The organism is Faecalicatena sp. Marseille-Q4148, from assembly GCA_018228665.1.
In the GTDB taxonomy this organism is placed as follows: Bacteria; Bacillota; Clostridia; order Lachnospirales; family Lachnospiraceae; genus UBA9414.
This window is the reverse complement of record CP073692.1, coordinates 559,476-581,391: the sequence shown is the minus strand read 5'-3', so window position 1 is coordinate 581,391 and position 21,916 is coordinate 559,476. Positions and strand designations below refer to the sequence as shown.

The following is a 21,916-nucleotide window of genomic DNA, read 5'->3' as shown; positions in this document are numbered from 1 at the left end:
TTCTTCCCATTTTAAAAGTAACTTATAAAATCAATTATCCTTACTATCTTTTAGTATATCTGAAACTTTGGAGATTCTAAATGATTTTAATGATATTATGAGTGTAATGATATAGAACACATAGACTCCAATTACATAGCTAATATATTGAAAGAACATAGTGTTCTCACGAGAAATCAGTGTATAGCTGACTATTTCTCCCATAACTAATATCATTGCGATTGTCATAGTAATTACTTTTTTTATAAAATACCTTTTCTTTATTACACGCATTGGTATATGCATAGATATTAAAATACTTAGATTCTTCCTATTTTTTCTTGTGTCTTTCAAACTATAAAAGAGTACATATAATATAGTAAAGATGAATAAAATGATTTGAATGACTTGAAATACCAATTGATAAATTTCTTTTTGTTTTCCCAATTCATCCATATTGGAAAAAATGCTGTGATAAACTTTCATGTCTATCGAAGTCAATTGATCATAAAATGTCCGGCAAACAGTCTTTTCATTTACTTCCAAAGCATATTCTCTATGATATTTACATAAATAGTCATATTGACTCATTCCTGTAAAGTATTCTTTCTCCTGCAGGAACTGCTTTAGATAGTCATAATTATAATATAGATTCATTCTGCCATTGACATCTTCTTCCTGCACAATTCCTGCGATTTCAAAAATAATCGGGTACTCCTCTTTCTCAATAATATAACTCAATTCAAGTTTTCTTCCTAAAAGATCTTGTGAACTACATTTCAATGTTTCTTTCATTTTGTCTGCGGCATACCCATTGATTAAAATCTCATTTTCATTTAATCTCGCCTTTCCCAGTATTTCAACGTTACTCCGGTTACTGATATATGGAAATATTTTCGGCTTGTAAGCTTTTCCTTCATAAAACCAAAATGAGAACGGTATCTGAAGATACGAATTTTTAATAGAATCCAGCGGCAGTTCCTTTTTCAATGTTTCATTATCACCGCCTTCGTCAGAAAGATACACAACATCATAATTCAAGGAACTTATCTGTTTTCTTTCTTTGAAAATCTGATGATTTACCTGTGCAAAAATCACGGTAACAAGCAAAACCACACCAAAGATTGCAGAATACATAACTGTACTTTTTCTTATCATTTTCCAAAGATATACATCCACTTTTTTAAGATCAAGGACTTCATTCATTTTCGAAGCAATACATTCTTCTCCCGCAACCCGTTTCTCCGTACATATAACATTTTTATCTAAAATTTCATAATGGTAGTCATAATATTCTTCTAAAATTGCTTTTTCATGTGAAGCAATGAGAACAATCATATGACGCGAAAGCTTTTTTAATAATTGTAAAACTTTTTCTTTGTTTTCAACATCTAACGCTTCTGTTGGTTCATCGCATATAATCATATTGGGGTGCAATAGCAATGCCCTCGCAATTCCGACACGTTGTTTTTGTCCGCCGGAAAGCTCTTTTGGATAGTGCTCCAGCACTTCTTCAAGTCCAAGTTCTTCTATGATTTCTTTTGAATACTCCGTTTCTCCTTCCCGAAACACATTTTGATAAAGATATAGATTGTCACGGACAGTTAATTCTTCTATCAGTTCATAACTTTGAAAAATGCAGGCAATGGAAATATCATCAGAAAGTATTCGTTCACCATCCGCTCTTTCATATCCGGCAATGATATTTAAAAGTGTAGTTTTCCCACTTCCGCTTTCCCCTGTCAAAAAGTAAAGTCCACATTTTGAAAATTCAAGATTTACATTTTGAAAGAGAAATGTTTTTCCAAAATGTTTGTGTACATTGTGTAATTTCAAAAACATCTACTCACCTCCACTTCGTTTTCTCTGAAAGAATAATTCAATCAAAAGAACAAGGATAAGGCTGATGCTCCATGCAAATAGATATCCTCGCACATCTTTATTCAGCATATATTCAAACCCAAGTGATGAAGCAAATGTATTCAAAGTTTCACTGATAAATGGTAAGCATAAGATTTGAAGAATTCCCACAACTGCAAATATTCCAAATACCTTCCAAAGTGTAATAAGAATCGGCCGGTAACCATATATCCTCATTAATGCAGCTTCTTTTTTCTCTCTTTTTCGAATGACAATATGGCTTATAATTAAAAATATTACCATTCCCATACATAACAGCCATACAAAAATACGGAATATCGATGCATTTTGATAATCTTCTTTGATAATTTGGGAGCCGGATTTTGTCACAAAATGACTTTCCTCACTTTCTAATAGACTATCTATTCTCCCAGCTACTTCCTCTGCCTTTGCAGTTTCATCTACGATAAAATCTACATACTGATACTGTACATCATCTTGAAATTCATAAAAATCTGAACGCAGTCTGTCCCAAATACCTTCTCGTAAAAAAATTTGTTTTTCATCTTCATGCCCATAATATGTAATTCCTACAACTGTAAAAGAGCATACTTTTTTAATTTTATCTTCATTACTCGGTACGCCTATTGTATTCTTCGGCAAATACACCGGATAAGACTGTCCTATAATCTCTTCCGGAGATGACAGATTGTTCAATTCCTGCATCTGTACAGCAACATTATAAGGTACAACGATTTCCTGATCACTCTCCATCCACCTTCCATATCGTATCGGTAATTGGTATTGATCAAATATTTGATAAAACGCGACTTGTTCTCCTGATGAAAATGGTGCAAATCTAAGAAATTCATCTTCTAAATATACTTCTGTATGATTATTGATTCTTTCCTGATTTCTAAAATCCGTCGTATAATATTGGCTGGCATTACGTTTTTCTTCTTCACTCATCGAATCCACATATTTTTTTAAATAAAGTTCATATTCTGTATAAGATCGTCCGGTTTTTTCTACCTCCGAATCTGCTTGTTTTACCAATTCAATGATACGATCATAGTAAATACGAGGCATCCATGTTCCATGCTGACTAAATAAGTGTATATTCCACCCACACCGATATCCGATCACTTCTTCCACATTGTCTTTCACAAGTTGAATATCATCTGCTGAATACAAATCATAGTAAAATGCTCCTGAAGAATATTCAAGTTTCTCAATATCGTTTTCATCAATAGAATCTCGAAAAATATTATTTCCTTTGTTTGGCTGTGATGTAATTATATTTTCTCCAGTTCGCCACTTTCCTTTATCATTCACGGTTTGATTCACACTCTGGAATAATGATGAGCTAAAAAGAGAAATACACATCAGAAATATAAGTATAGTCAAAAAAAGTATTTCACCAACTCTTGAGCAAATAATCTTACAAAACAAATCGAAGTGTTTCCTTACTGACTTTTTTTCGACTGCATGATTTACCGGTACAAATTGCTGTTTTACATTTTTAACCTCGATCCTTTCAATACATCCTTTTTGCATTTTGATAACCTGATCGGCATAATGATCGACAATGGCTCTGTCGTGCGTTACAATAACAACACTGATCTCCTGACTAATTTCACAAAGCATCTGCATTACAGCCTCTGCATTCTCATAATCCAATGAAGAGGTTGGTTCATCGCACAGTAGGTAGTCCGGATGATTTAGCAGTGAACGAATAATCTGTACTCGCTTTTTTTGTCCAACAGATAAGTTCTTTATTTTCTTCTCTTTATGCTCTTCCATTTGAAAATGTGTTAATAACTGCTCCGTTTCTTCGAAATTATCGCTAACCATCTTCAAATTGTCTAAAACGCTCATTTTTTCAAACAGTATAATATCCTGTTCAATTACCTCAATATTACCCTGGACAATTCTTTCCCCTTCAAAATCAGTTTCCCGCCCGCTCAAGATATGAAGTAACGTTGTCTTTCCACAACCACTCGGACCGATAATTGCGGTAATCCCCATTTGATTTATTTCTAAATTCAAATGATTTAGTGCAGTTACATCAGAATGCTTATTGTGATATATTTTTGAAATATTTATTAACTTCATATCTCTCCGCCTCCTTCTGTTTTGTTTTAATTATTTTATCAAATTTTATATAATGTGTACATATAATTTAAAATAAGCAGTGCATATTTTCACTATTTTTTAATATTTACTTCATTCTTCAGACAATCTTCTCATTTGTCTCCATATTTCTAATCTCCTGATACAGAACACTTTGATTCCTCCATAGGTCTTTATCTTGATGAAGATGTCCAAAATACCAGTGACTGTAGGCGGTATTTTCCCTTACCCACTCTAAAAAATTATTTAACCGCTGCTCCTCCGGATGATATGGATGAAATCTTGTCATCGTATCTTCCGGAGCAGTGTGGGTTACAATATAATCCACCTGAAAATGATGCCTTTTTAAATTCTTGATTGCCTCTTGCATTTCTTCATCGGTCGGCATTTCCTGGCTCCACCAACTCACACCGGGATTTCGGCTATATTTATCAATAGAATAAGCGCCGCCAAAGGTAAATATCTTTTTCCCTTTCATTTCAAAAACCTGCCCGCGCATCAGATGGATGACTTTCGGGATTCCGTGCTTGTCCTGTCGAAGCATGTGAACCTTCCCTCCACACCACTTCTGTACCGGATACGTTTCCAGAAGGTCAAAGTTCTCGTGGTTTCCATCCACAAAAAGTATCTGATATGGAAGGGAGGTAAGCGTATTCAGATACTCCTGTTCCCGCTTACTGCCACTGAACAGATATCCGAAATCCCCACAGATGATTAATGTATCTCCTGTTCCCGGTTTTTCATTCTCTTTAAAAAATCTGTCATGATCGCCGTGAGTGTCCCCTGTAACAAATAACATAGCATTTTCCCCTTTTACATATTTTTCTGAAGATAATCAAGCAGTTCCTGACTCAGCGGGATTAAAGAACTGCTGCTTTTTGAAGAACGGTCCATAGAAATGATTCCGGTATATTCTTCTGTTGCGAACACCAGATAAATATGATTATACTGCTTGGATGAGATTTGAGCCGTTCCGGTCTTCGCATAAACCGTTCCGTAGGCATCTTCCTCATAGCCATAACTCTCGGCTGTCTTTCGAAGATATTCCTTGAGCCTGTCTGCTGTTTTCTCTGCGACTGCGGTACTCAAGATCTCTCTTTTTCCTTCCCGAATGACCTTCCCATCGTCTGTGATCTTGCTGATCAGATACGGTTTTTGCATCTTACCATCGTTCACAACTGCCTGAAGAATCATGGCAATCTGAAGAGGTGAGATCGTCGTTCTTCCCTGCCCGAACGCTGTCTGCTCTGTAAGCTCACGCTGATAGAATTCAAGATCAAGCTGCGAGGTCAGCACAGTAAAATCCAACGGAAGCGTCTCACCGACAAGAAATTTGGAAGCGCTTTCTTCTAACGCTGCACCGCCGAGAATATGTCCGGCCTTAGCAAAATAGGTGTTGGAAGAGGTCACAAGTGCTTTTTCCAAATCGGTTCGTCCCTGCGGTACTTGACCTGCATTTCGGATTCCATGATATTCTCCGGTCGTGTCTTCATAAACAAAATCATCCATTCCATTTTCAAGCATGGCTGCAGCCGTAACTATTTTCCAGGTAGAGCCCGGAGGATCCTGGGCCAGCAATGCTCTATGATAAAAGAATTCCGGAATCTCCTTATAGGTATCAAAAAGCTTATCGATTTCATTTACATTATATTCGATTGTTTCATCGGAGCGGTTGACCATTGACAGAATCTGCGAAGACTGATTCTCCATGATCACAATACTTCCAACCTGATTTCCTAATAGTTGATAGCAAAATGTCTGCAGAGCATTGTCTGTTGTCAATTCGATTGTTGCCCCTGCCTCATCTTTTCCGCCCAGCAGCAGTTCCGAAGAATAGATTTTTCGGATCCCTGAATTGCCGTATCTGTGAGACTGATAACCGATAAGAGAAGAATAGGCTTCCGGAAACAAACAAATCGCCGGAGTTCCAGGCTCTTCTGCTTGTGTGATTGCTTCCTGATTGCGGTCGATGATGGCGCCCTCCACTGTTTTTTTTGCCTCTTCTGTCTGTTTTAATTGTGCGATCTTGGCATCCACATCTTTGTCCGCTCCCGGAATCACACCGGACTCGATGATCAGGTAATAGAGAAAACACACAATGATAAACAAAATCACGGACAGAACCGCTTTTACTCGTTGAGCGTTACTTTTTTTCGTCTGCATACAGCCTCCCTCCTTTCTTTTGTTTTATCGTAAGCGGCATGAGAAATCGCTCTCCGTGTGTAGATGAGATAGCACACCATAGCAAATGCCACCATCTGACTTGATCCACCTGCCGAAAGAAACGGAATTGCTACGCCTATGATAAGAAACGCATTTGTTGTCCCTAGCATTGCAATTAACGACTGAAGATAAATGGTATACACAAATCCATTGGCAGTCATTTCTTCAATCGCACCGGGAGCATCCCATACTGTTTTCTTGTGCGATACATGATATTCTGAATTTTTGATACCTGCAAAAAGAAACAGTAAAAATAAAATCAGTACAACGATAGCCATCAAAAGTCCTAATTTTAATATCATTGCAACAAACACATACTCACTTTCTTGTACTGGTATCTGCAGTTCATAAGAAGATCCGAGAATCCCCCCAAGCCGGATTGCCTTCTGTGCTGTCAATGCCTGCTGTACACTGCCGAATGGATCCATGCTTTCTGGCGCTGTCAAAATTGTAATGCGGTTTTTGAGTTTCCCCCAAACGGCAGCTGCCATTTCCACAAATACGAAATCTACTTTTCCCGGGTGGTCATATCGAGAAAGAAAATATACTCCCCCAATACCTGCCGCCAGAAGTCCGACCATTGTAAAGAACGAAATGAAGAAATATTTTAACTGACGGATAAATAAAAATGTAAATAAGAAAAAGCATAGAAGAATCAAAAACAGCGTTCCCAATTCTTTGATCATTGTAAGACAGATTCCATTCAATAATACAAAAGCGAACATTCTGAATAATTTCTTCTTCTCTTCTTCCTCTCCCAAAAGTGCTGCCGCCATCCCACAAATACTGAGATATTTTGTAAACTCTGTAATCTGAAAAGACATACCGCCGATATAGATCCATGCCCGCGTACCATTGATATTACTTCCAAAGAGAAATAATACAAGATACAGAGCCGTAACCGTAATGAGACAAAGCATCCATTGCTGTTTGTATGTGACTCGTTTCTGTAAAAGGATAACAGCAGCACATAAAAGCACTCCCCCAAAAAAAGCAATGATCTGCAGAAGAATGTATTTGGTCAGCGAACCTTTGTAGACGAATACTTGTATAAATGTCCCAATTTCCTGCAGAATGAGAACCAAAACAGTAATCTTCTGATCAGATCTTAATGCGGCGGTACCAAAAAGTAGGAGAAGTGAGACGATACCGGCGGGCAAAAAGATTGTCGCATAACTATCCAACACTCCCTTCGCGGCCGCGAGACACAAAAGCATAATTTTTACGGCAATCAGCGCCAGAAGATTTTTTCTGAAAGTCGGATCCTGCATTTCTGTTTTTAAATTCGTCCAATAATATGTTAAATTCATCTTTGGCATGTCTTTTCTCTCCCTTCGTCTCTTCCAAAATCTCTTCCGAAAAATTCTTAATTAAAGTCGTTTTACCCGGACAACTGTTTCTTCCTGTTCAAATCCTGATGTCGGATCAACTGTTTTTTTTAGATTCCTGTCGCTTGGTTCACGCTTAAACGGATTTACTGCTCGAAATTGCATTTTTGCATTGCCAAGATAAAATACAACTCCATCTTTGACGTCCAACTGTTGTACTTTCTTCTGCTCACTGTTGTAAACTCCGTTTGTGGAATTCATATCCTGAAGGAACATCCCTTTTTCATCCTGACCAAGCACAGCGTGCCGATGACCGATATATTTGTAAGGCTCTAATTGGATATCACAGTCATCTCCGATTCCAAGAATCAATCCTTCTTTCGGAATTTTCGTAATATGAAAACTTTTCACTACTTTATCTTCGCTGTTTAACTGTTCCAGAACCCAAAAGGACATAATTTCTGTTTTCAAATCAGCCGAAAATATCTCCTTTTCTAATTCCATTTTCTTCTCTTTTTCAGATCCCTTCTTCAAACCTTCCATCTGTTTCAATACATCCTGTTTTGTTTTCGGGCGGATCACACCAAATAGCGACAAAATCACTACCATAATGATAATAATAATCGCAAGTACTGCAATTTGAGAAATAAATGTTGACATAAATCATACCTTCTTTCTGTTGTTTTTGATATCTCCATGATAACATAACTAAAAATCTTTTCTGTTAAAAAATACCTTGTTGCATAGACCTGTCGGAATCATTTCTATGCAGAAAACATAAAACACAATTAATATAAAATAACACCTCCGATTGTCTGTATGATAACCGAACATCCGGAAGTGTTATTTTTAAAAATATCCTTTCTTGAATTTTACTGTGCTGTCATTTTCTAAACCGAATCGCTCTAATACATATCGTTTTGCTTTCCCAATTATAGAAATGGTATCATATACATTTGCTTCAGTTCATCATAATGGAAAATCTCAACTTGAAGCAGCGATTGAATTTCGCGATCCGGAACGTAGTCCAAATGCTGTTCTTTTAGTCTCTTTAAATACCGGATAGCCGGAATATAACCCTTTAACGCAGCATGCTCTAAATACTTGATACCATGCACTCTGTCCACTGCAATGTTTACCGGCGGTTTTACAAACCCCTGACAAAGCATTCTTCCGTAGACATACCCGCCTATTTCACAGCCGTTTTCTGCCGATTGATGCATGTATGCGATGCCATCTGTTTCTCTCCTCGTATCAAATAAATATAATCCATAGAGATATTGTGCCACTGCATCACCACGGTCTGCTATTTTTTTCAAGCGAACCACTTCACTTTCCGGAAACCGATCATAATCATTTTCTATTTTCATTTTGATGTACATATAAATACGAAAACATGCCGTCGCTTCTTTCGCACTGTTGCAGTTATGGCATCCCTTCACAGCAATTTGCTGCGCCGTTTTGAGATCTCCGTCCAGAATTGCCTGTTTGGCCAAAGATACATATCTATTATAGATAATCGGTCTCGTATACTCTGCATTCGATAAAGAGCGGAGTGCCTGAAGCATTTCAGACGGGTGCTGATATCGATCCCGCGGATCCACCCTGATTGCCTTAAGGATAATATTCCGGAATTCTTTGGAACCCTGTTCGATACATGGAGTTTTATTTCGCATATGAAATCTCTGCGGCAGGTCGCCCTGTGTCATAATATAGAACAGACTCGCACCCAGACTGAAAATATCACTGTTATAACCGTGGATCATTCCACGCTCCAATTCCGGCGCCATAAATGCCGGAGTACCACATATTGTTACCTCCCCGTCCTTAAATAATACCGTCCGTGCAAGCCCGAAATCTCCAAGAACAAATTTAGGTGCGCCGTATTCCCATTTAATAAAAATATTGGCAGGTTTGATATCACGGTGCAAAACCTGTTTTTTCTCTAAGATCACCAATGTTTCCAGGATATCTGTCGCCATTTGAATCAAAAGTCCCTGTGTCAGATTCTGTGTACTGATAAACATATCCAGTTCCTGATATTTTTCCTGAAGAATAAAAAAACACTTTTGGGGAGCATCCAACTCATATGCAGCGATCAGTTTCGTAATTCCCTCACATCCCTGTAGCTCCTTTAAGAAATTTACTTCTTTTCTTGTATTTTCTAAAAGCCTTTTGTAATAATCCTGATATACAACTTCTCTGATAGAGCCGCTGATGTCCTTCAGTAGCTCTTCTAATGCCGCTTCAATGTCAATCACTTTCAAAATCGCATCACAGGAATGTCCTTTTATGTCATACACTTCTCCCATTGCACCTTGCCCGAGTTTATCCCCTAAGGCAAGCGCCGGGGTTATATATTGTTTTAAAATCTCACTGATTTTTTCTCTTGTCATACTGTGCTCCATTCTGCTGCACAGACGGCAGCATTCCATTTTTCTTACAGATTAAGCATATTTTTAAAAATTTTCTCCATATGTACAAATATTTCTTCGATTGACATACATCTCTGTTCTCTCTCGATGGAAAAACTGTTCTGCATCGATTTTGGAACAACGGTATTCTTTTCTATCAACAAAAACATCCATACCCAGTCTGTGTTCTTAATTCTGACTTCTAAGAAATCTAATTCTGTTTCCTTATTCTGCCTCAAATTTTCTTCCTTTAATGCTGCAAATGTTTCTCTAATGCGTTGTGTTTCCAACTCATGTCGGTTCTTCCAGTCTGTTTTCGGATATTTTTGTAAATATCGATCCATTAGGATCATTACAATATAATAGCGATCCGCTCCACAGCGTGCAGTATATTCATATGTATCCTTCCTTTTGTATATTCTGTTAAGGATCCGATATTCTTTGTGATTATATTTCAGAATTTTTTCCAACACCTGTGGATCTTCAATTGTCGTTCGATAATGTTTATACAGCGCTTCCGAAACTGCGATCACATGTTTTGCCGCTTCTGTCCTGTCTTCCCGGCGTTCTTTCTTCGGTGTTTCTTTCTGAATAGAGCCTTCCTGAGACGCTTTCTCCCGGAACAGTTTCTCCTGTGTCTCTTTTTCAGGTTCCTTCTGTTCTTGAACAGCTTCTCTTTTTCCCTCTTTTAATTCTTCATGTTCTTTCATCTGTTCTTCTGCACATGGTACTACGGACTCCGGTTCAGGTTCCTGCTCCTCAAGTATTGCCGCCAACATTGACCAATCATCCATTTTCTCAGATTCCAGTTCTGTCATGGCGTCTAAAAGCTCTCCCAGATCTTCATCCGACGTTACTTGTCCTTTTACAAGAAACGGAGACATCTCCTCTGCCGTTTCTTCCGGTCTTCCAAAGCCTCTGTCTTTAAACATCAGCTGTGGACCATCTGACATCATGACAACCATAGCCGGATGAAGTTCGTCTCTTTTGACTGTCTGAAGAAATAGATGCTCATAGGCGTCCTTACTGACAGTGAAATAGGTACGGTAAGACACCTGGATATTCTCGGGTTCTGATGAAAAGCAACTCTGATGTTTTGCATTTGTCATATAAATTGCGCCGTCGCCCAAATGTCCTGTGAGCACCAGATCCTTTGTGATCACTGCAAATACCAGTGTCGCAGAAAACTGACGCAGATCATAACACTGCACATTATCCGCTTTTCCTGCAATTTCACGAAGACACTGCCCCAAAATCATTTGCTTTTGTTCTGCTTCTGTCTTTGCCAAAAATTCTTCCACAGATATCTGACGAAACAGTTCTAAAACTGCATGTACATTACACTCTGCTCCGATCCGAGCATATCCGGCCTGGCTTGCGCCATCAGAAATTACCAGAACTGCAAGATCCTCTTCGTACTGCATGTATGCAGCCGCATCCTGACATTCCGTCCCGGATTCTTCATGTGCGATCCCTTTTCGGAGAAATCGTAAAATTTTCATTGCTCTGTTCACCTCATACTCTCTACATTATTTGATGAATCAGATCTACAATCTCTGTCTCTCTGTTTACCATAGTAGCGCCGATTAGTTTAATAAAGTCTTTGATCGTCTTCATTCCGGAAATATCTTCAGAAATACATACCACATTAGCGCTTAACTCCCGCAATTTCGGGATATTTGCTGACGTTTCTGATCTTGAATTTCTTTGGATACCGGCCGCAGCAAACTGCAGTTTTCTATTGTCTGTCAGGCGGTGGATTTCTTCGGCAGCAGCCTGATAAGAACGCATAATTTTCCTGTATTCCTCATCCGGCGCTCCCATCCATGCACATGGATATCCGTCTGTAATCAAAAATAAGTTTGGTTGCCAATACTCTATCATCTTTGATTTGTATTCATTTTTCTTCTGATTTAACAACTCCAATGCTTTTAATAAAGCTTTTCCTGTATCTGTATAGCCTGTCACCCGGTCAATTCTTAACCGATTAGGATCAATAGATTCCACTGGCTCAAGATTCACCCGGACTTCTGCTTCCCCATTATAAAAAATGACAAGCAGATCCACACTTTTTTCCAGCTTTTTCGTCTCTCTTACGATGTTATAAAGTTCTTTCAAAGAGCAATTCAGTATCTCTCTTACATCCTCCATAGAACTGCTGATATCACACACAATCCCGATCGGCATACGCTTTGATGGCCCATAATTTTTAGCTTCTACATTCCATCCCATATCTTTTCCCTCTTTCTTCTGTTTATTGACAGGCGTTTGTGAAACACCTATTTTTATTCATATCTTTTCAAACACTTTATGCACAATGCTTTCCGCAAATAATACTACTATACTTCTTCATCAAAGATTTTCATTAAATGTCCGATACTGAAGGTACGCCGGAAATGAAATGCCTCTGCGAAAGCACGCTGGAGTCTCTCCGGAAGATCTTTCCATCGTCTGTTGTGATATTGATTCACATTTGGATTTTCCGAAGCATTTTCCACATAAGGAAATTCAAAATTGTCTCCCCAAAATAGCTGTTTTTGCTCTGCGGCTTCAATCGCTGCTTTTTGATAAAGGGGAGAACTTGTCCCACATACGAGAAGCTTAAACAACAGCACACAGAAAGCAAAATCCTGATGCATCGGCAAATATAAAATGGTATTTTTATTGACGAGATCTTTGTGCCTGTAATCCGGTCTGATCAGAACTCCTGAACCATAATGCATATATTGAAAACTGTCTGTATCAATCAAATAGACATTGCTGTGAGTATCCAACATCAGATTATCCATGTCTAAATCTGCGATTTGGATATGGCACAGATTTAATTCCAGAAGTATTAATGCCAAATCTTGAATTACTTTTACCAGATCAGCTTCTGCATCCGGATCTACAATCGTATCCGTCAAACTGCATCCTATGACTTTTGTGATTCCAATACCGACCGGTTCATCTTCTACATACAATAGCTCTTTTGGAAACATAACATATTTCAAATAAGTCTCCAGATGATTCATTGTACTAAATTTAATCAAATGCTTAATCTTTTTCAAATGATTGGCGCTCAGCTTTTCTTTATATAGCTTTAAGAGCACATTCTGATCCTCTGCCGCTGTGAAAAGCCTCCCCTCTCCACCACTGTTAATGTCTTCTGACATATGATAATATCTGAGAAATCCGTCGTCCGCATTTCGCGCTGTAAGCATAGCCTCCGTGTCCAGCTTTTTCAAAATACGTTTTTCTTCTATGACATTTTTCGCAAACCGCTCACAATCCAGAAGCGAGATCCAATTCTTTGCTGTTGCAACAGATGTAATGCTATCCTCTGATGAATATCCATCTTGCGACCAGCGGTTATGGAAAAAGACGAAATAATTTTTCTTGTCTGCTGCGTATGTAAGAAATTCTTTTAATTTTAGCTGGCTTCCGAAAATAAATATATAGTTTACATTTGGAGCAGATAACCATAGCGAGGTATATCTCTCTGCAAGCTGTGTGATTTCATTTTGCGGTGCATAAAAATCCTCCAGATTACAGCACAGTCTGGGACTTCCATCCGCATTAAATGCATCCTTTTTTTTCGCAAGATTCAATACTTGTTCTGCCTTTTTCCCGAACATCTTCGAACGCTTTAACAGTGTTAATTCATAAAATATATTTTCCGGAAGAAGCCACTTATAGGGCAGTTCATTCGCAATCTTATCCAGCATAATCTGAGAAAAATTTAAGATACTTGTATGAAACACCAGATAATATCTCTCATTCGGTTTCATATATCCTAATTTTTCCAATTCATCATATAACATGACTCTCATTCTCCTTTGACTTTTGTATCTGCTACAATAATTTCATCATCTTCTCCAACATATGATCTTCTCCGGCACGAATCTCTTCTTCTTCCAGACGGTTATATATATACTGGACCAGATCATCTTCTTCGAGATGATCCTCTGCTTCCATCAGATCGCACATCTCTTCTGATAACACGAAGTAGGACGGATGACAAAGATACAGATTCTCCAGATAAAAAATCAAGCGACATTCCAGAACGTCTTTGCTGTACAGAGGCATCATTCCTGCATAATCCAATAATTCATTGATCTTCTCCACATTAAGATTCATGTGGATTCCGAGGGCAATCAGAAAAATTCTGGATGGGATTTTCTGCTCCTCCCGGATATTTTTGATCTCCCGGTAATAAATCTGACTGACACTGTTTTTATCATTCTGAAAGTCAAATTTTGAAATACATGTATCCATCTTTCGCATCTGCTGCTCAATAAAATCAATCAACTTTCTGTATCCGTCTGTGATGGAAGGAATGATCTCTTTCATTGCCTGATCAAATTCCACCGTATCTTTTAATTTCCACAGTGCGATCTGTGTCTCCAGAGGCGCCTGAATGTCATTTCTTTTCTGATAGGCCTTATATAAATCCTGATACCGCTTCTGATAGGCATCATATACTACCGGAATCGGCACGTCTTTTTCCCAACCGTTATGCTCGATCATATGAATCCAGATTGCGTCCTCATAAGACTTTGGATATAGCTTATGAAATCTGGCTTCATGCATAAGCATATAATCAATCTCTTCACGCGTCATGCCAAATACCATTCCAAGTTTGATCACATTGTCTCGTTTAGACGGAATCCTTTTTAAGAAATTTCGACCGGTTTTTTCATTGACACCGCAAAATGCAGCAATTTCCTTTTTGGTATAACCGCTCTTTTTGATATATGGTGCAAGAAAGCATTCCCATGATCCAAACTGGGATTTATGTTCCTCATACATATCTGTAAATTCCTGTATATCCTCACATCGACTGATCTGCACATCGAAAATCTTCGTAGTCAACTGCTTTTCCCTGTCCATGCTCATCCCTCCTCATCTGTTCCTTTATTCAAACTAATACTAGTTTCTGATATCAATTACTATTCTGCGACAATCAGCATAGCAGTGCAATTATCGGAATTTTCAGCCTTTGCAGCCTGCTCTGTCAATTCAGCAACACTGTCAGCCCCCTTTTCCTTCACAGTCTGATAAATCTTCTCACAGTCAAAACACTTTGAAATTCCATCGGAGCAAAGGAAAAATTTATCTCCCAGATGCAGCGTTCCCTTAAAAGTGTGCATCATCTCGCTTCCTGATAGTTCTTTCTTTCCAATATAGTTCAAAAGTATATGCTCATCGCCTTTTTCCGGTACGATATCGACCGATAATTTGTATCCTGCAAGCGTATGTGCTTCACTTAATTCTGTAATACGATCTTCACCAATCTGATAGATCGGACTGTCTCCTATGTTCACTGCCCAAAACTGTTCCTGCTTCCAGGCAAACATTGCGATGGTCGTTCCTCCCTGTTCCTTGAGCTTTTCATATACCTGTGCCAGTTTCCTGGCAATATGATCCATAGTTTTTTCTACGAAACCAGCAAGCTCTTCTTCAGAAGTCTGATTTTTTAAACAAGTCGCAGTCATCTCCAGTACGCTAAGCGCTGCCAGCCGTCCAAGTGTTTCTCCTCCAATTCCATCGCAGACACAGGCAAAATGGATTTTCTCATCAGCTTCCATCATTTCCACTGCATCTGCATAATCTTCTCTAATATAAGGTACTTTTGTGTCAATTTGAAAGTTATCTTGATTTTCTTTTCTGCTGCCCTGATCGGTAACCGCTGTAATACAAATTCTCTGATACATGTTTTCTCCCCTTTCAATCATATAGATTTCTCCGCCGTTCCCACACTCTTGCAACTTGCGGATTTCTAAGTTATCTATACTTTACACCGAAAAATAATGGGGGATTTTCATTTTTTTCCTTTTCCGAATCGCATTGCCCAGTATCCATCAGTAGATGAAATGCTTCCCGTTGAACATCGAATTTTTATATATGTCAATTATACCAATCTCAAGTTGATTTTACATTATATCTACGGTTGATTTTAAACTGATTTACAACAACAAACTGCTTCTATAACACATGCCATGTCGGTTTTTCCTCCCGATAGACCGCATACAACAAATATGCTCCAAGAAAAATACCGCAGGTACATAATCCCGCAAAAATAATCATAAATGGTACACAAATCTGTCCGAAGAGCTGAAGCGGCTGGTCGCTATAATCCCACACTGCCCATCCGCACAGCTTATTCACCAAGATCCCGGTTAAAAATTCCATTGCTGTTACAAAGACAGTACAATAAATTACCTGCTTCCAGAGAGGCTCTCGCCAGGCAAACAGAAGTCCCTGCCAGGTACAGAAGAGAAAACACAGTCCGCCAAGTAAAAACATGCTCCAATGTGAAAACCCTCGAAACAGAATTTCAAAAGAATAATAAATGCACCCTCCGAGGGTAAATAAAAATAAGTATTCACTGAATCGTTTCATAACAAAAAAATGCCCCCACTATGAGATATTCTCTCTATAGTGTTGGCATTTTTTTCTGAATTTATAACAGGAATCTTAAATCGCTTCTCCGATATAATAAAATCCTTTACATTCATTTAATCTGACATCTACAAGTGTTCCGATCAACTCTTCATTTCCCGGAAAATGCACAAGTATGTTATTGCTTAAACGTCCTGTCACAAGGGAAGGATCATGTGCATTAACAGATTCTACCAAAACTTTCTGAACCGTACCGCTGTGGATCGCACATACTTCTGCCGAAATCTTCTGTACTTCTGCAAGCAAACGGTCAAACCGTTCTTTCACAATCTCTTCCGGCACCTGATCTTCCATAATCGCTGCAGGTGTTCCGGTACGTTTTGAATAGATAAATGTAAATGCACTATCGTATCTTACTTTTCTGACTACGTCCATTGTTTCTTCAAAATCTTCTTCCGTTTCTCCCGGAAATCCTACGATGATATCTGTTGTCAGCGAAATGTCCGGAATTGCTTCTTTAATTTTTCTTACAAGCTCCAGATAACTCTCTTTTGTATAACGGCGATTCATTTTTTGCAGAATCCGACTGCTTCCGGACTGAACCGGAAGGTGGAGATGACGGCAGATCTTTTTGGAATGTTTCATGACTTCAATCAGCTCATCTGACAAATCTTTCGGATGAGACGTCATAAAACGAATACGTTCCAGTCCTTCAATCTTTTCGATTTCTGTCAAAAGCTGTGCGAAACTGATTGGATGCTCCAATGTCTTTCCGTAAGAATTTACATTTTGTCCAAGAAGCATTACTTCTACAACACCGTCCGATACAAGCTTTTCAATTTCCCGGATAATATCTTTCGGATCACGGCTCCGCTCCCGTCCGCGCACATACGGTACAATACAATAACTGCAGAAATTGTTGCATCCGAACATAATATTCACACCGGACTTGAACGAATACTTTCGCTCAGTCGGAAGATCTTCTACAATTTTATCGGTATCTTTCCAGATATCAATGACCATCCGCTCAGATTCAAATCTTGTTGCAATCAACTCTGCAAATTTATAAATATTATGTGTGCCGAAAATCAGATCTACAAACCGATAGCTCTTTTTCAGTTTTTCTACAACTTCCGGCTCCTGCATCATGCAGCCGCAAAGGGCAATCATCATATGTGGATTTTGCTTTTTTGCATGATTTAACTGTCCAAGCCGTCCGTACACTCTCATATTCGCATTTTCCCGAACGGTACATGTATTAAAAATGACAAAATCAGCGTGTTCTTCATCCTCTGTTTCCTGATACCCAATCTGTTCAAGAATTCCTGCCAGTTTTTCTGAATCTCTTGCATTCATCTGGCATCCAAACGTAGTGATGCATGCCGTCAACGGACGCCCTGCTGCTTCTTCTGCTTTCTTTACATACTCTTTTGCCTTTTTAATAAAATAATACTGTCTCATTGGTTCTTCTGTCGGCGCCGGCTGACTCAGATCAATTTTCTCCAGAAGAACATCCATTTCTTCTTCTGTATTTCTATGGTACTCTGGCATATGTATTTCTCTCCTTCTTATCTTCATTCATAAAAGTACTGCACCGCCTGCCTAAACAAAACGATTGCTGTCTGCATCATATTTATAATCGATTCCGTCAAGGATTCGCTGAATTTCTGCCGCATCTTCATCCATTGCACGGCACAATTCTTCCAATGACGGATACACATCTCTCAGCTTCATATTCACTGCGCTTAGCAGCATCACAGGATCTTTTTTTGGCAACATGATGTTTCCTCCCTAAAATTTATGATGTGAGTTTATTTTTATTGCCGTATTTTTTGCCCAGATCTGTAACCGTTCCATCTGGATTCTGGATAGAAATATTGTTGAGCTGTCCTCTCAGGTTTCTGCGGATCGCCTCAATATATTCCTGGCGGAGCACCTGCTGCTCCTTCGCTTCTTCTTTTGTTAATCCTTCTGCTTTTGATTTTCTATATAATTCATTGATTCGCGCAATTTTTGCCTCGTCCATGTATATCATCCTCTCTTTCGTATTTTCTACCGTTTCTCATTGTACAGGATTCCACTCCAATTGTCCACTGCTGACGTTTATCTTTTGTATTTATGTTAGAAAACGCTGCACCGTACTAGCTGGAGTAATTTTCCAGAAATCCGTACAAAGTTTTCATATCTCTGATTTTCTTTTTCTCTCGAATCTCTTTTTGAAGTTTCTTCGGAAGACCTGACAGCGGAATACTTGTTCGCTCAAATACTGTCTTTTGATCTGCCAGATATACAATGACATAACCATTTTCTTCTGCCAGATAATATTCTGAACCGATCTTGGCTGTCCCCTCCGTCTGGACAGTTTCTTCCTTTAACTTTGTCTCCTGTTCTGAAAGATACCGTTTTTCTGTTCGCTGATAGCTATCTTGATAAAGCAGCATGATTCCTGCAATCATGACGGATGCTGCAATAAAAATGCCAATACTATATCTGGATTTCATTACAATCTCTCCTTTTTACTGATAGTATTGGCATTTATTTTTTTCGTATACTTGTGAAACTGAAAAATTATTTTTCAAAAAGCGCCGGCAGACAAGTCTCCAGAAGCAGTCCGTCCCTCTCCGGATACACATACCGGCTGCTTGTCTGAATACAACATGCTGTAAATTCATGCGCCATCCGCACACACTCCGAGATTTCTTTTCCCTGCATCCATGCTGCAGTAAATACACCGTCAAACACATCTCCGGTTCCGTGATAATGTCCTCCGCAAGAAGGAAAGAAGAACTGTTCTGCTGTTTGATTCTGATACAATGTTACTGCTTTCTTACCGTCCGGAGCCGGCGCACTTGTCAAAATCACCTTCCCTTCCGGTTTCATCTGTACACAGAGCTCCTGACAAAGTTCACGAAGTTGATCCGCGCCCATTTCTTCACAATATGGCGTCTGGCAGAGAAGACAGGCTTCCGTCAGATTCGGAATGATAATGTCGGAGCGTTTTAGAAGCCGCTTCATTTCTTCACAATAACTGCTGTCAAAATTGCTGTAATAACTCCCATTATCTCCCATAATCGGATCAAAAATCACCGGAACCTCCGGAAAATATTCAAGAAATGCTTCACAGGCAGAAATAATCTCCCTGCTCCCAAGATAACCGACAAAAATTCCGTCGAACCTTATTTGCTGTTCCCGGAAATGTCTCGCACAGTCATGCAGATACGCATTTTCCGTTTTCGTAACCGCTGGCTTTCCATACCCTCCGGTATGGGTAGAGAGCAGCATCGTCGGGATTGGACAGGCTTCTATGCCCATCACACTAAGTATCGGCATCATATTCGTAAGCGCTGCCTTTCCCACTGCACACAGATCGTGAAGCAGCGCTACTCTTTTGACTGGTTTCATAACTACTCTCCCTTATCTGAATAAATGAAAACGGCGACAGATCTTTATGAGCTGCGGCCCTTTCGGAAGCGTACGCATATCTGTTTCCGTCAGTCCGCCAAGTTTCAGTAAGCTAATTCCATATACCAACACCGCCACAAAAAGCGACAAAATTGTTGCAAAGTTAGATCCTATCACAAATGACAGCAATTTGTATACAAGGAATGTAACAACTCCCATAATCGCTGCCGCTTCCAGCGGAAGTAAAAAGCTTTTCCGCACTTCCTGACGATATCCGATCGCTTCGTAGATTGACATCGCATTTAAAATACACATGGACAGGGAGAAAATAATGTTACCGACAATCACAGAATAAATTCCCCATTTAAACATCACCATCATGATGACAAGACACACAAGATGGATTGCCAGCGAGATAGATGCGTTCCGCACAGGTACCGTCATTTTATTAATGCCCTGAAGAACTGCATTTGTTACGGTAGACAAGCAGAAAAATACAATACTAATCGCTCCAATATGCATCATCTTTGTAGGCACTTCCACATTTCCGCTGTAAAGTAGTGAAAGGATCGGTCCTCCCATTACTGTCAGTCCTACAAAACTTGGGATTGCAATCAACATTGCCGAACGAACAACAAGCGTAATCTTTGTATGGATCAATCGCTTATTTCCGGTCGTTACAGCTCCTGTCATACTTGGAATCATAGATGCGCCAAGCGCATTTGCCATTGCCAGCGGTACGTTGATCCATACATTATACTTACCGCTGAACATTCCCCAATATTCCATATATTCTTTTCGTGCCACACCTTGCACAGACATGATTTTTGTAAAAATTGCCGCATCTAAAGACTGACTGATATTATATACCGCAGTACTCAGCAAAACAGGTGCGCAGGTTAGAACGAGAATTTTTACAATTTCGCCATAACTCTCCTGTTTTTTAGAACCGTCCCGCAAAAGCTGTCTCCGGATCGTCTTTCGATATCCCCAGAAAATGATCAGAAGAAACATAAGTGCTGTAGCCGCACCGAGCACCGGACCAAGCGTTGCTCCTGCTGCACCGTAAGCTGCCTTCAGCGCTTTTACATTTTCTCTCTTAGCAATTCCGGCGCCGATTTTCAAAAATGCAGTTGCACCGATAATTGCTGCAATGGCATTCACAACCTGCTCAAGTACCTGTGATACTGCCGTCGGGATCATTGTTCCAAGTCCCTGGAAGTATCCGCGGAATGATGCAAGAATTGCTACGACAAAAAGTCCCGGCGCCAAAAATCTAAGCGGATATGCACTGTATGGCGATGTTAATATATTGGCAGCAATAAAATCTGCTCCAAAATAAAATATACAGGCTGCAATTCCGCCAACAATTACCGACAAGAGAAGCGCCGTCTGAAAGAGTCTCCATGAATTCTTTCGCTCTCCCTTAGCAACTCGCGCTGAGACAAGTTTGGATACCGCAAGCGGCATACTGTAAGACGTCAGAAGCAACGCTAATGCGTAAATCTCAAATGCGATACTATAGTACCCCTGCCCTTCGTCTCCCAGAATATTCGTAATTGGAACGCGATATAATAAACTAATTAATTTTACAATAATTCCGGCCGCTGCAAGGATTGCTCCCTGTGCCAAAAAGCTTCCGCTGCCTTCTTTTTTCTTTCGATTTCCCATGAAACTACCCCTTCACTTTATCTTGTAATTCCGAGCTGCTCCAGAATATCACGCTGTTTCTGTTCCATGACTGCACGCTCTTCCTCTTCCATATGATCATACCCCATCAGATGAAGCATACTATGGGCAATCAAAAATGCATATTCCCTGCGAATAGAATGTCCGTATTCTTCTGCCTGAGCGATTACCCGCTCTTTTGAAATTACAATGTCTCCAAGTACAAGTTCTCCGCTCTCCGGATCAAACGCAGAATCGTCTTCTTCCAGAAAATCAAATGTTCCTGCCTCTTCATATGCAATCATCGGGAAAGACAGTACATCTGTTGCCCGATCAATTTCCCGGAAGTTTCGATTCATTTCCTGAATCTCGTTATTCATTGTTAAGAGCAGGCTGACGGTGGCTTCATAAGGGCATCCCTCATAATCCAGCGCCGCCTCAATTACTTCTTCTGCTAATTCCTTTGTCTCTAGCGGAAGTTGTAAATCGCCTTCTTCTTCAAATAATAATGTCATGGTCGTCTCC

At 39.4% G+C, this 21,916-nt stretch carries 20 protein-coding genes; all 20 read right to left on the bottom strand.

What is annotated here, in order from left to right; genetic code table 11:
• Positions 1-30: 30 nt before the first annotated feature.
• Positions 31-1,821, bottom strand: coding sequence for an ABC transporter ATP-binding protein (locus KFE17_02760; GenBank protein ID QUO32692.1), 1,791 nt, complete (start codon positions 1,819-1,821; stop codon positions 31-33).
• Complete coding sequence (locus KFE17_02755; GenBank protein ID QUO32691.1) at positions 1,822-3,954, bottom strand: ATP-binding cassette domain-containing protein; 2,133 nt, start codon at positions 3,952-3,954, stop codon at positions 1,822-1,824.
• A 118-nt stretch (positions 3,955-4,072) separates the two neighbouring features.
• Positions 4,073-4,771 carry a metallophosphoesterase gene (locus KFE17_02750; GenBank protein ID QUO32690.1) on the bottom strand — a complete coding sequence of 233 codons (699 nt, stop codon included), beginning with the start codon at positions 4,769-4,771 and terminating at the stop codon, positions 4,073-4,075.
• Between the two features lie 14 nt (positions 4,772-4,785).
• Positions 4,786-6,135: a hypothetical protein gene (locus KFE17_02745; protein ID QUO32689.1), complete on the bottom strand. Its 1,350-nt coding sequence runs from the start codon at positions 6,133-6,135 to the stop codon at positions 4,786-4,788.
• On the bottom strand, positions 6,102-7,514 hold the full coding sequence (locus tag KFE17_02740) for an FtsW/RodA/SpoVE family cell cycle protein (protein ID QUO32688.1): 1,413 nt from the start codon (positions 7,512-7,514) through the stop codon (positions 6,102-6,104). The genes KFE17_02745 and KFE17_02740 overlap by 34 nt, the downstream gene beginning before the upstream one ends.
• Before the next feature lie 51 nt (positions 7,515-7,565).
• Complete coding sequence (locus KFE17_02735) at positions 7,566-8,183, bottom strand: FHA domain-containing protein (protein QUO32687.1); 618 nt, start codon at positions 8,181-8,183, stop codon at positions 7,566-7,568.
• A 272-nt stretch (positions 8,184-8,455) separates the two neighbouring features.
• On the bottom strand, positions 8,456-9,919 hold the full coding sequence (locus KFE17_02730) for a protein kinase (protein QUO32686.1): 1,464 nt from the start codon (positions 9,917-9,919) through the stop codon (positions 8,456-8,458).
• Positions 9,920-9,963: 44 nt separating this feature from the next.
• Entirely contained in the window at positions 9,964-11,439 is a 1,476-nt protein-coding gene (locus tag KFE17_02725) for a protein phosphatase 2C domain-containing protein (GenBank protein ID QUO32685.1), read from the bottom strand.
• A 22-nt stretch (positions 11,440-11,461) separates the two neighbouring features.
• Positions 11,462-12,169 carry a VWA domain-containing protein gene (locus tag KFE17_02720; GenBank protein ID QUO32684.1) on the bottom strand — a complete coding sequence of 236 codons (708 nt, stop codon included), beginning with the start codon at positions 12,167-12,169 and terminating at the stop codon, positions 11,462-11,464.
• Positions 12,170-12,276: 107 nt separating this feature from the next.
• Entirely contained in the window at positions 12,277-13,740 is a 1,464-nt protein-coding gene (locus KFE17_02715; GenBank protein ID QUO32683.1) for a hypothetical protein, read from the bottom strand.
• 31 nt (positions 13,741-13,771) lie between these two features.
• Positions 13,772-14,809, bottom strand: coding sequence for a hypothetical protein (locus KFE17_02710; GenBank protein ID QUO32682.1), 1,038 nt, complete (start codon positions 14,807-14,809; stop codon positions 13,772-13,774).
• A gap of 59 nt (positions 14,810-14,868) precedes the next feature.
• The gene (locus KFE17_02705) at positions 14,869-15,633 is read right to left on the bottom strand and encodes a protein phosphatase 2C domain-containing protein (protein ID QUO32681.1); all 765 of its coding nucleotides are present in this window, start codon (positions 15,631-15,633) and stop codon (positions 14,869-14,871) included.
• A gap of 271 nt (positions 15,634-15,904) precedes the next feature.
• Complete coding sequence (locus tag KFE17_02700; protein ID QUO32680.1) at positions 15,905-16,321, bottom strand: hypothetical protein; 417 nt, start codon at positions 16,319-16,321, stop codon at positions 15,905-15,907.
• A gap of 75 nt (positions 16,322-16,396) precedes the next feature.
• Positions 16,397-17,872 carry a tRNA (N6-isopentenyl adenosine(37)-C2)-methylthiotransferase MiaB gene (gene miaB / locus KFE17_02695; protein QUO32679.1) on the bottom strand — a complete coding sequence of 492 codons (1,476 nt, stop codon included), beginning with the start codon at positions 17,870-17,872 and terminating at the stop codon, positions 16,397-16,399.
• Positions 17,873-17,923: 51 nt separating this feature from the next.
• A complete protein-coding gene (locus tag KFE17_02690) occupies positions 17,924-18,100 on the bottom strand; it encodes a DUF4250 domain-containing protein (GenBank protein QUO32678.1) in 177 nt (58 codons plus the stop codon).
• Between the two features lie 19 nt (positions 18,101-18,119).
• Complete coding sequence (locus tag KFE17_02685) at positions 18,120-18,347, bottom strand: DUF896 domain-containing protein (GenBank protein QUO32677.1); 228 nt, start codon at positions 18,345-18,347, stop codon at positions 18,120-18,122.
• Positions 18,348-18,462: 115 nt separating this feature from the next.
• Complete coding sequence (locus tag KFE17_02680) at positions 18,463-18,822, bottom strand: hypothetical protein (protein ID QUO32676.1); 360 nt, start codon at positions 18,820-18,822, stop codon at positions 18,463-18,465.
• Positions 18,823-18,889: 67 nt separating this feature from the next.
• Complete coding sequence (locus KFE17_02675; protein QUO32675.1) at positions 18,890-19,723, bottom strand: pyridoxamine kinase; 834 nt, start codon at positions 19,721-19,723, stop codon at positions 18,890-18,892.
• 12 nt (positions 19,724-19,735) lie between these two features.
• Positions 19,736-21,394, bottom strand: coding sequence for a polysaccharide biosynthesis protein (locus tag KFE17_02670; GenBank protein ID QUO32674.1), 1,659 nt, complete (start codon positions 21,392-21,394; stop codon positions 19,736-19,738).
• Positions 21,395-21,411: 17 nt separating this feature from the next.
• Complete coding sequence (gene ybeY, locus KFE17_02665) at positions 21,412-21,906, bottom strand: rRNA maturation RNase YbeY (protein ID QUO32673.1); 495 nt, start codon at positions 21,904-21,906, stop codon at positions 21,412-21,414.
• Positions 21,907-21,916 lie beyond the last annotated feature (10 nt).

Bases quoted from the DNA above. Each gene is read 5' to 3' on its own strand.
- ybeY (QUO32673.1), bottom strand. From the start codon at position 21,906: ATGACATTATTATTTGAAGAAGAAGGCGATTTACAACTTCCGCTAGAG.
- KFE17_02685 (QUO32677.1), bottom strand. From the start codon at position 18,347: ATGGACGAGGCAAAAATTGCGCGAATCAATGAATTATATAGAAAATCA.
- KFE17_02705 (QUO32681.1), bottom strand. From the start codon at position 15,633: ATGTATCAGAGAATTTGTATTACAGCGGTTACCGATCAGGGCAGCAGA.
- KFE17_02710 (QUO32682.1), bottom strand. From the start codon at position 14,809: ATGGACAGGGAAAAGCAGTTGACTACGAAGATTTTCGATGTGCAGATC.
- KFE17_02670 (QUO32674.1), bottom strand. From the start codon at position 21,394: ATGGGAAATCGAAAGAAAAAAGAAGGCAGCGGAAGCTTTTTGGCACAG.
- KFE17_02755 (QUO32691.1), bottom strand. From the start codon at position 3,954: ATGAAGTTAATAAATATTTCAAAAATATATCACAATAAGCATTCTGAT.
- KFE17_02680 (QUO32676.1), bottom strand. From the start codon at position 18,822: ATGAAATCCAGATATAGTATTGGCATTTTTATTGCAGCATCCGTCATG.
- miaB (QUO32679.1), bottom strand. From the start codon at position 17,872: ATGCCAGAGTACCATAGAAATACAGAAGAAGAAATGGATGTTCTTCTG.
- KFE17_02730 (QUO32686.1), bottom strand. From the start codon at position 9,919: ATGACAAGAGAAAAAATCAGTGAGATTTTAAAACAATATATAACCCCG.
- KFE17_02675 (QUO32675.1), bottom strand. From the start codon at position 19,723: ATGAAACCAGTCAAAAGAGTAGCGCTGCTTCACGATCTGTGTGCAGTG.
- KFE17_02715 (QUO32683.1), bottom strand. From the start codon at position 13,740: ATGTTATATGATGAATTGGAAAAATTAGGATATATGAAACCGAATGAG.
- KFE17_02700 (QUO32680.1), bottom strand. From the start codon at position 16,321: ATGAAACGATTCAGTGAATACTTATTTTTATTTACCCTCGGAGGGTGC.
- KFE17_02760 (QUO32692.1), bottom strand. From the start codon at position 1,821: ATGTTTTTGAAATTACACAATGTACACAAACATTTTGGAAAAACATTT.
- KFE17_02740 (QUO32688.1), bottom strand. From the start codon at position 7,514: ATGCCAAAGATGAATTTAACATATTATTGGACGAATTTAAAAACAGAA.
- KFE17_02720 (QUO32684.1), bottom strand. From the start codon at position 12,169: ATGGGATGGAATGTAGAAGCTAAAAATTATGGGCCATCAAAGCGTATG.
- KFE17_02750 (QUO32690.1), bottom strand. From the start codon at position 4,771: ATGTTATTTGTTACAGGGGACACTCACGGCGATCATGACAGATTTTTT.
- KFE17_02690 (QUO32678.1), bottom strand. From the start codon at position 18,100: ATGTTGCCAAAAAAAGATCCTGTGATGCTGCTAAGCGCAGTGAATATG.
- KFE17_02735 (QUO32687.1), bottom strand. From the start codon at position 8,183: ATGTCAACATTTATTTCTCAAATTGCAGTACTTGCGATTATTATTATC.
- KFE17_02725 (QUO32685.1), bottom strand. From the start codon at position 11,439: ATGAAAATTTTACGATTTCTCCGAAAAGGGATCGCACATGAAGAATCC.
- KFE17_02745 (QUO32689.1), bottom strand. From the start codon at position 6,135: ATGCAGACGAAAAAAAGTAACGCTCAACGAGTAAAAGCGGTTCTGTCC.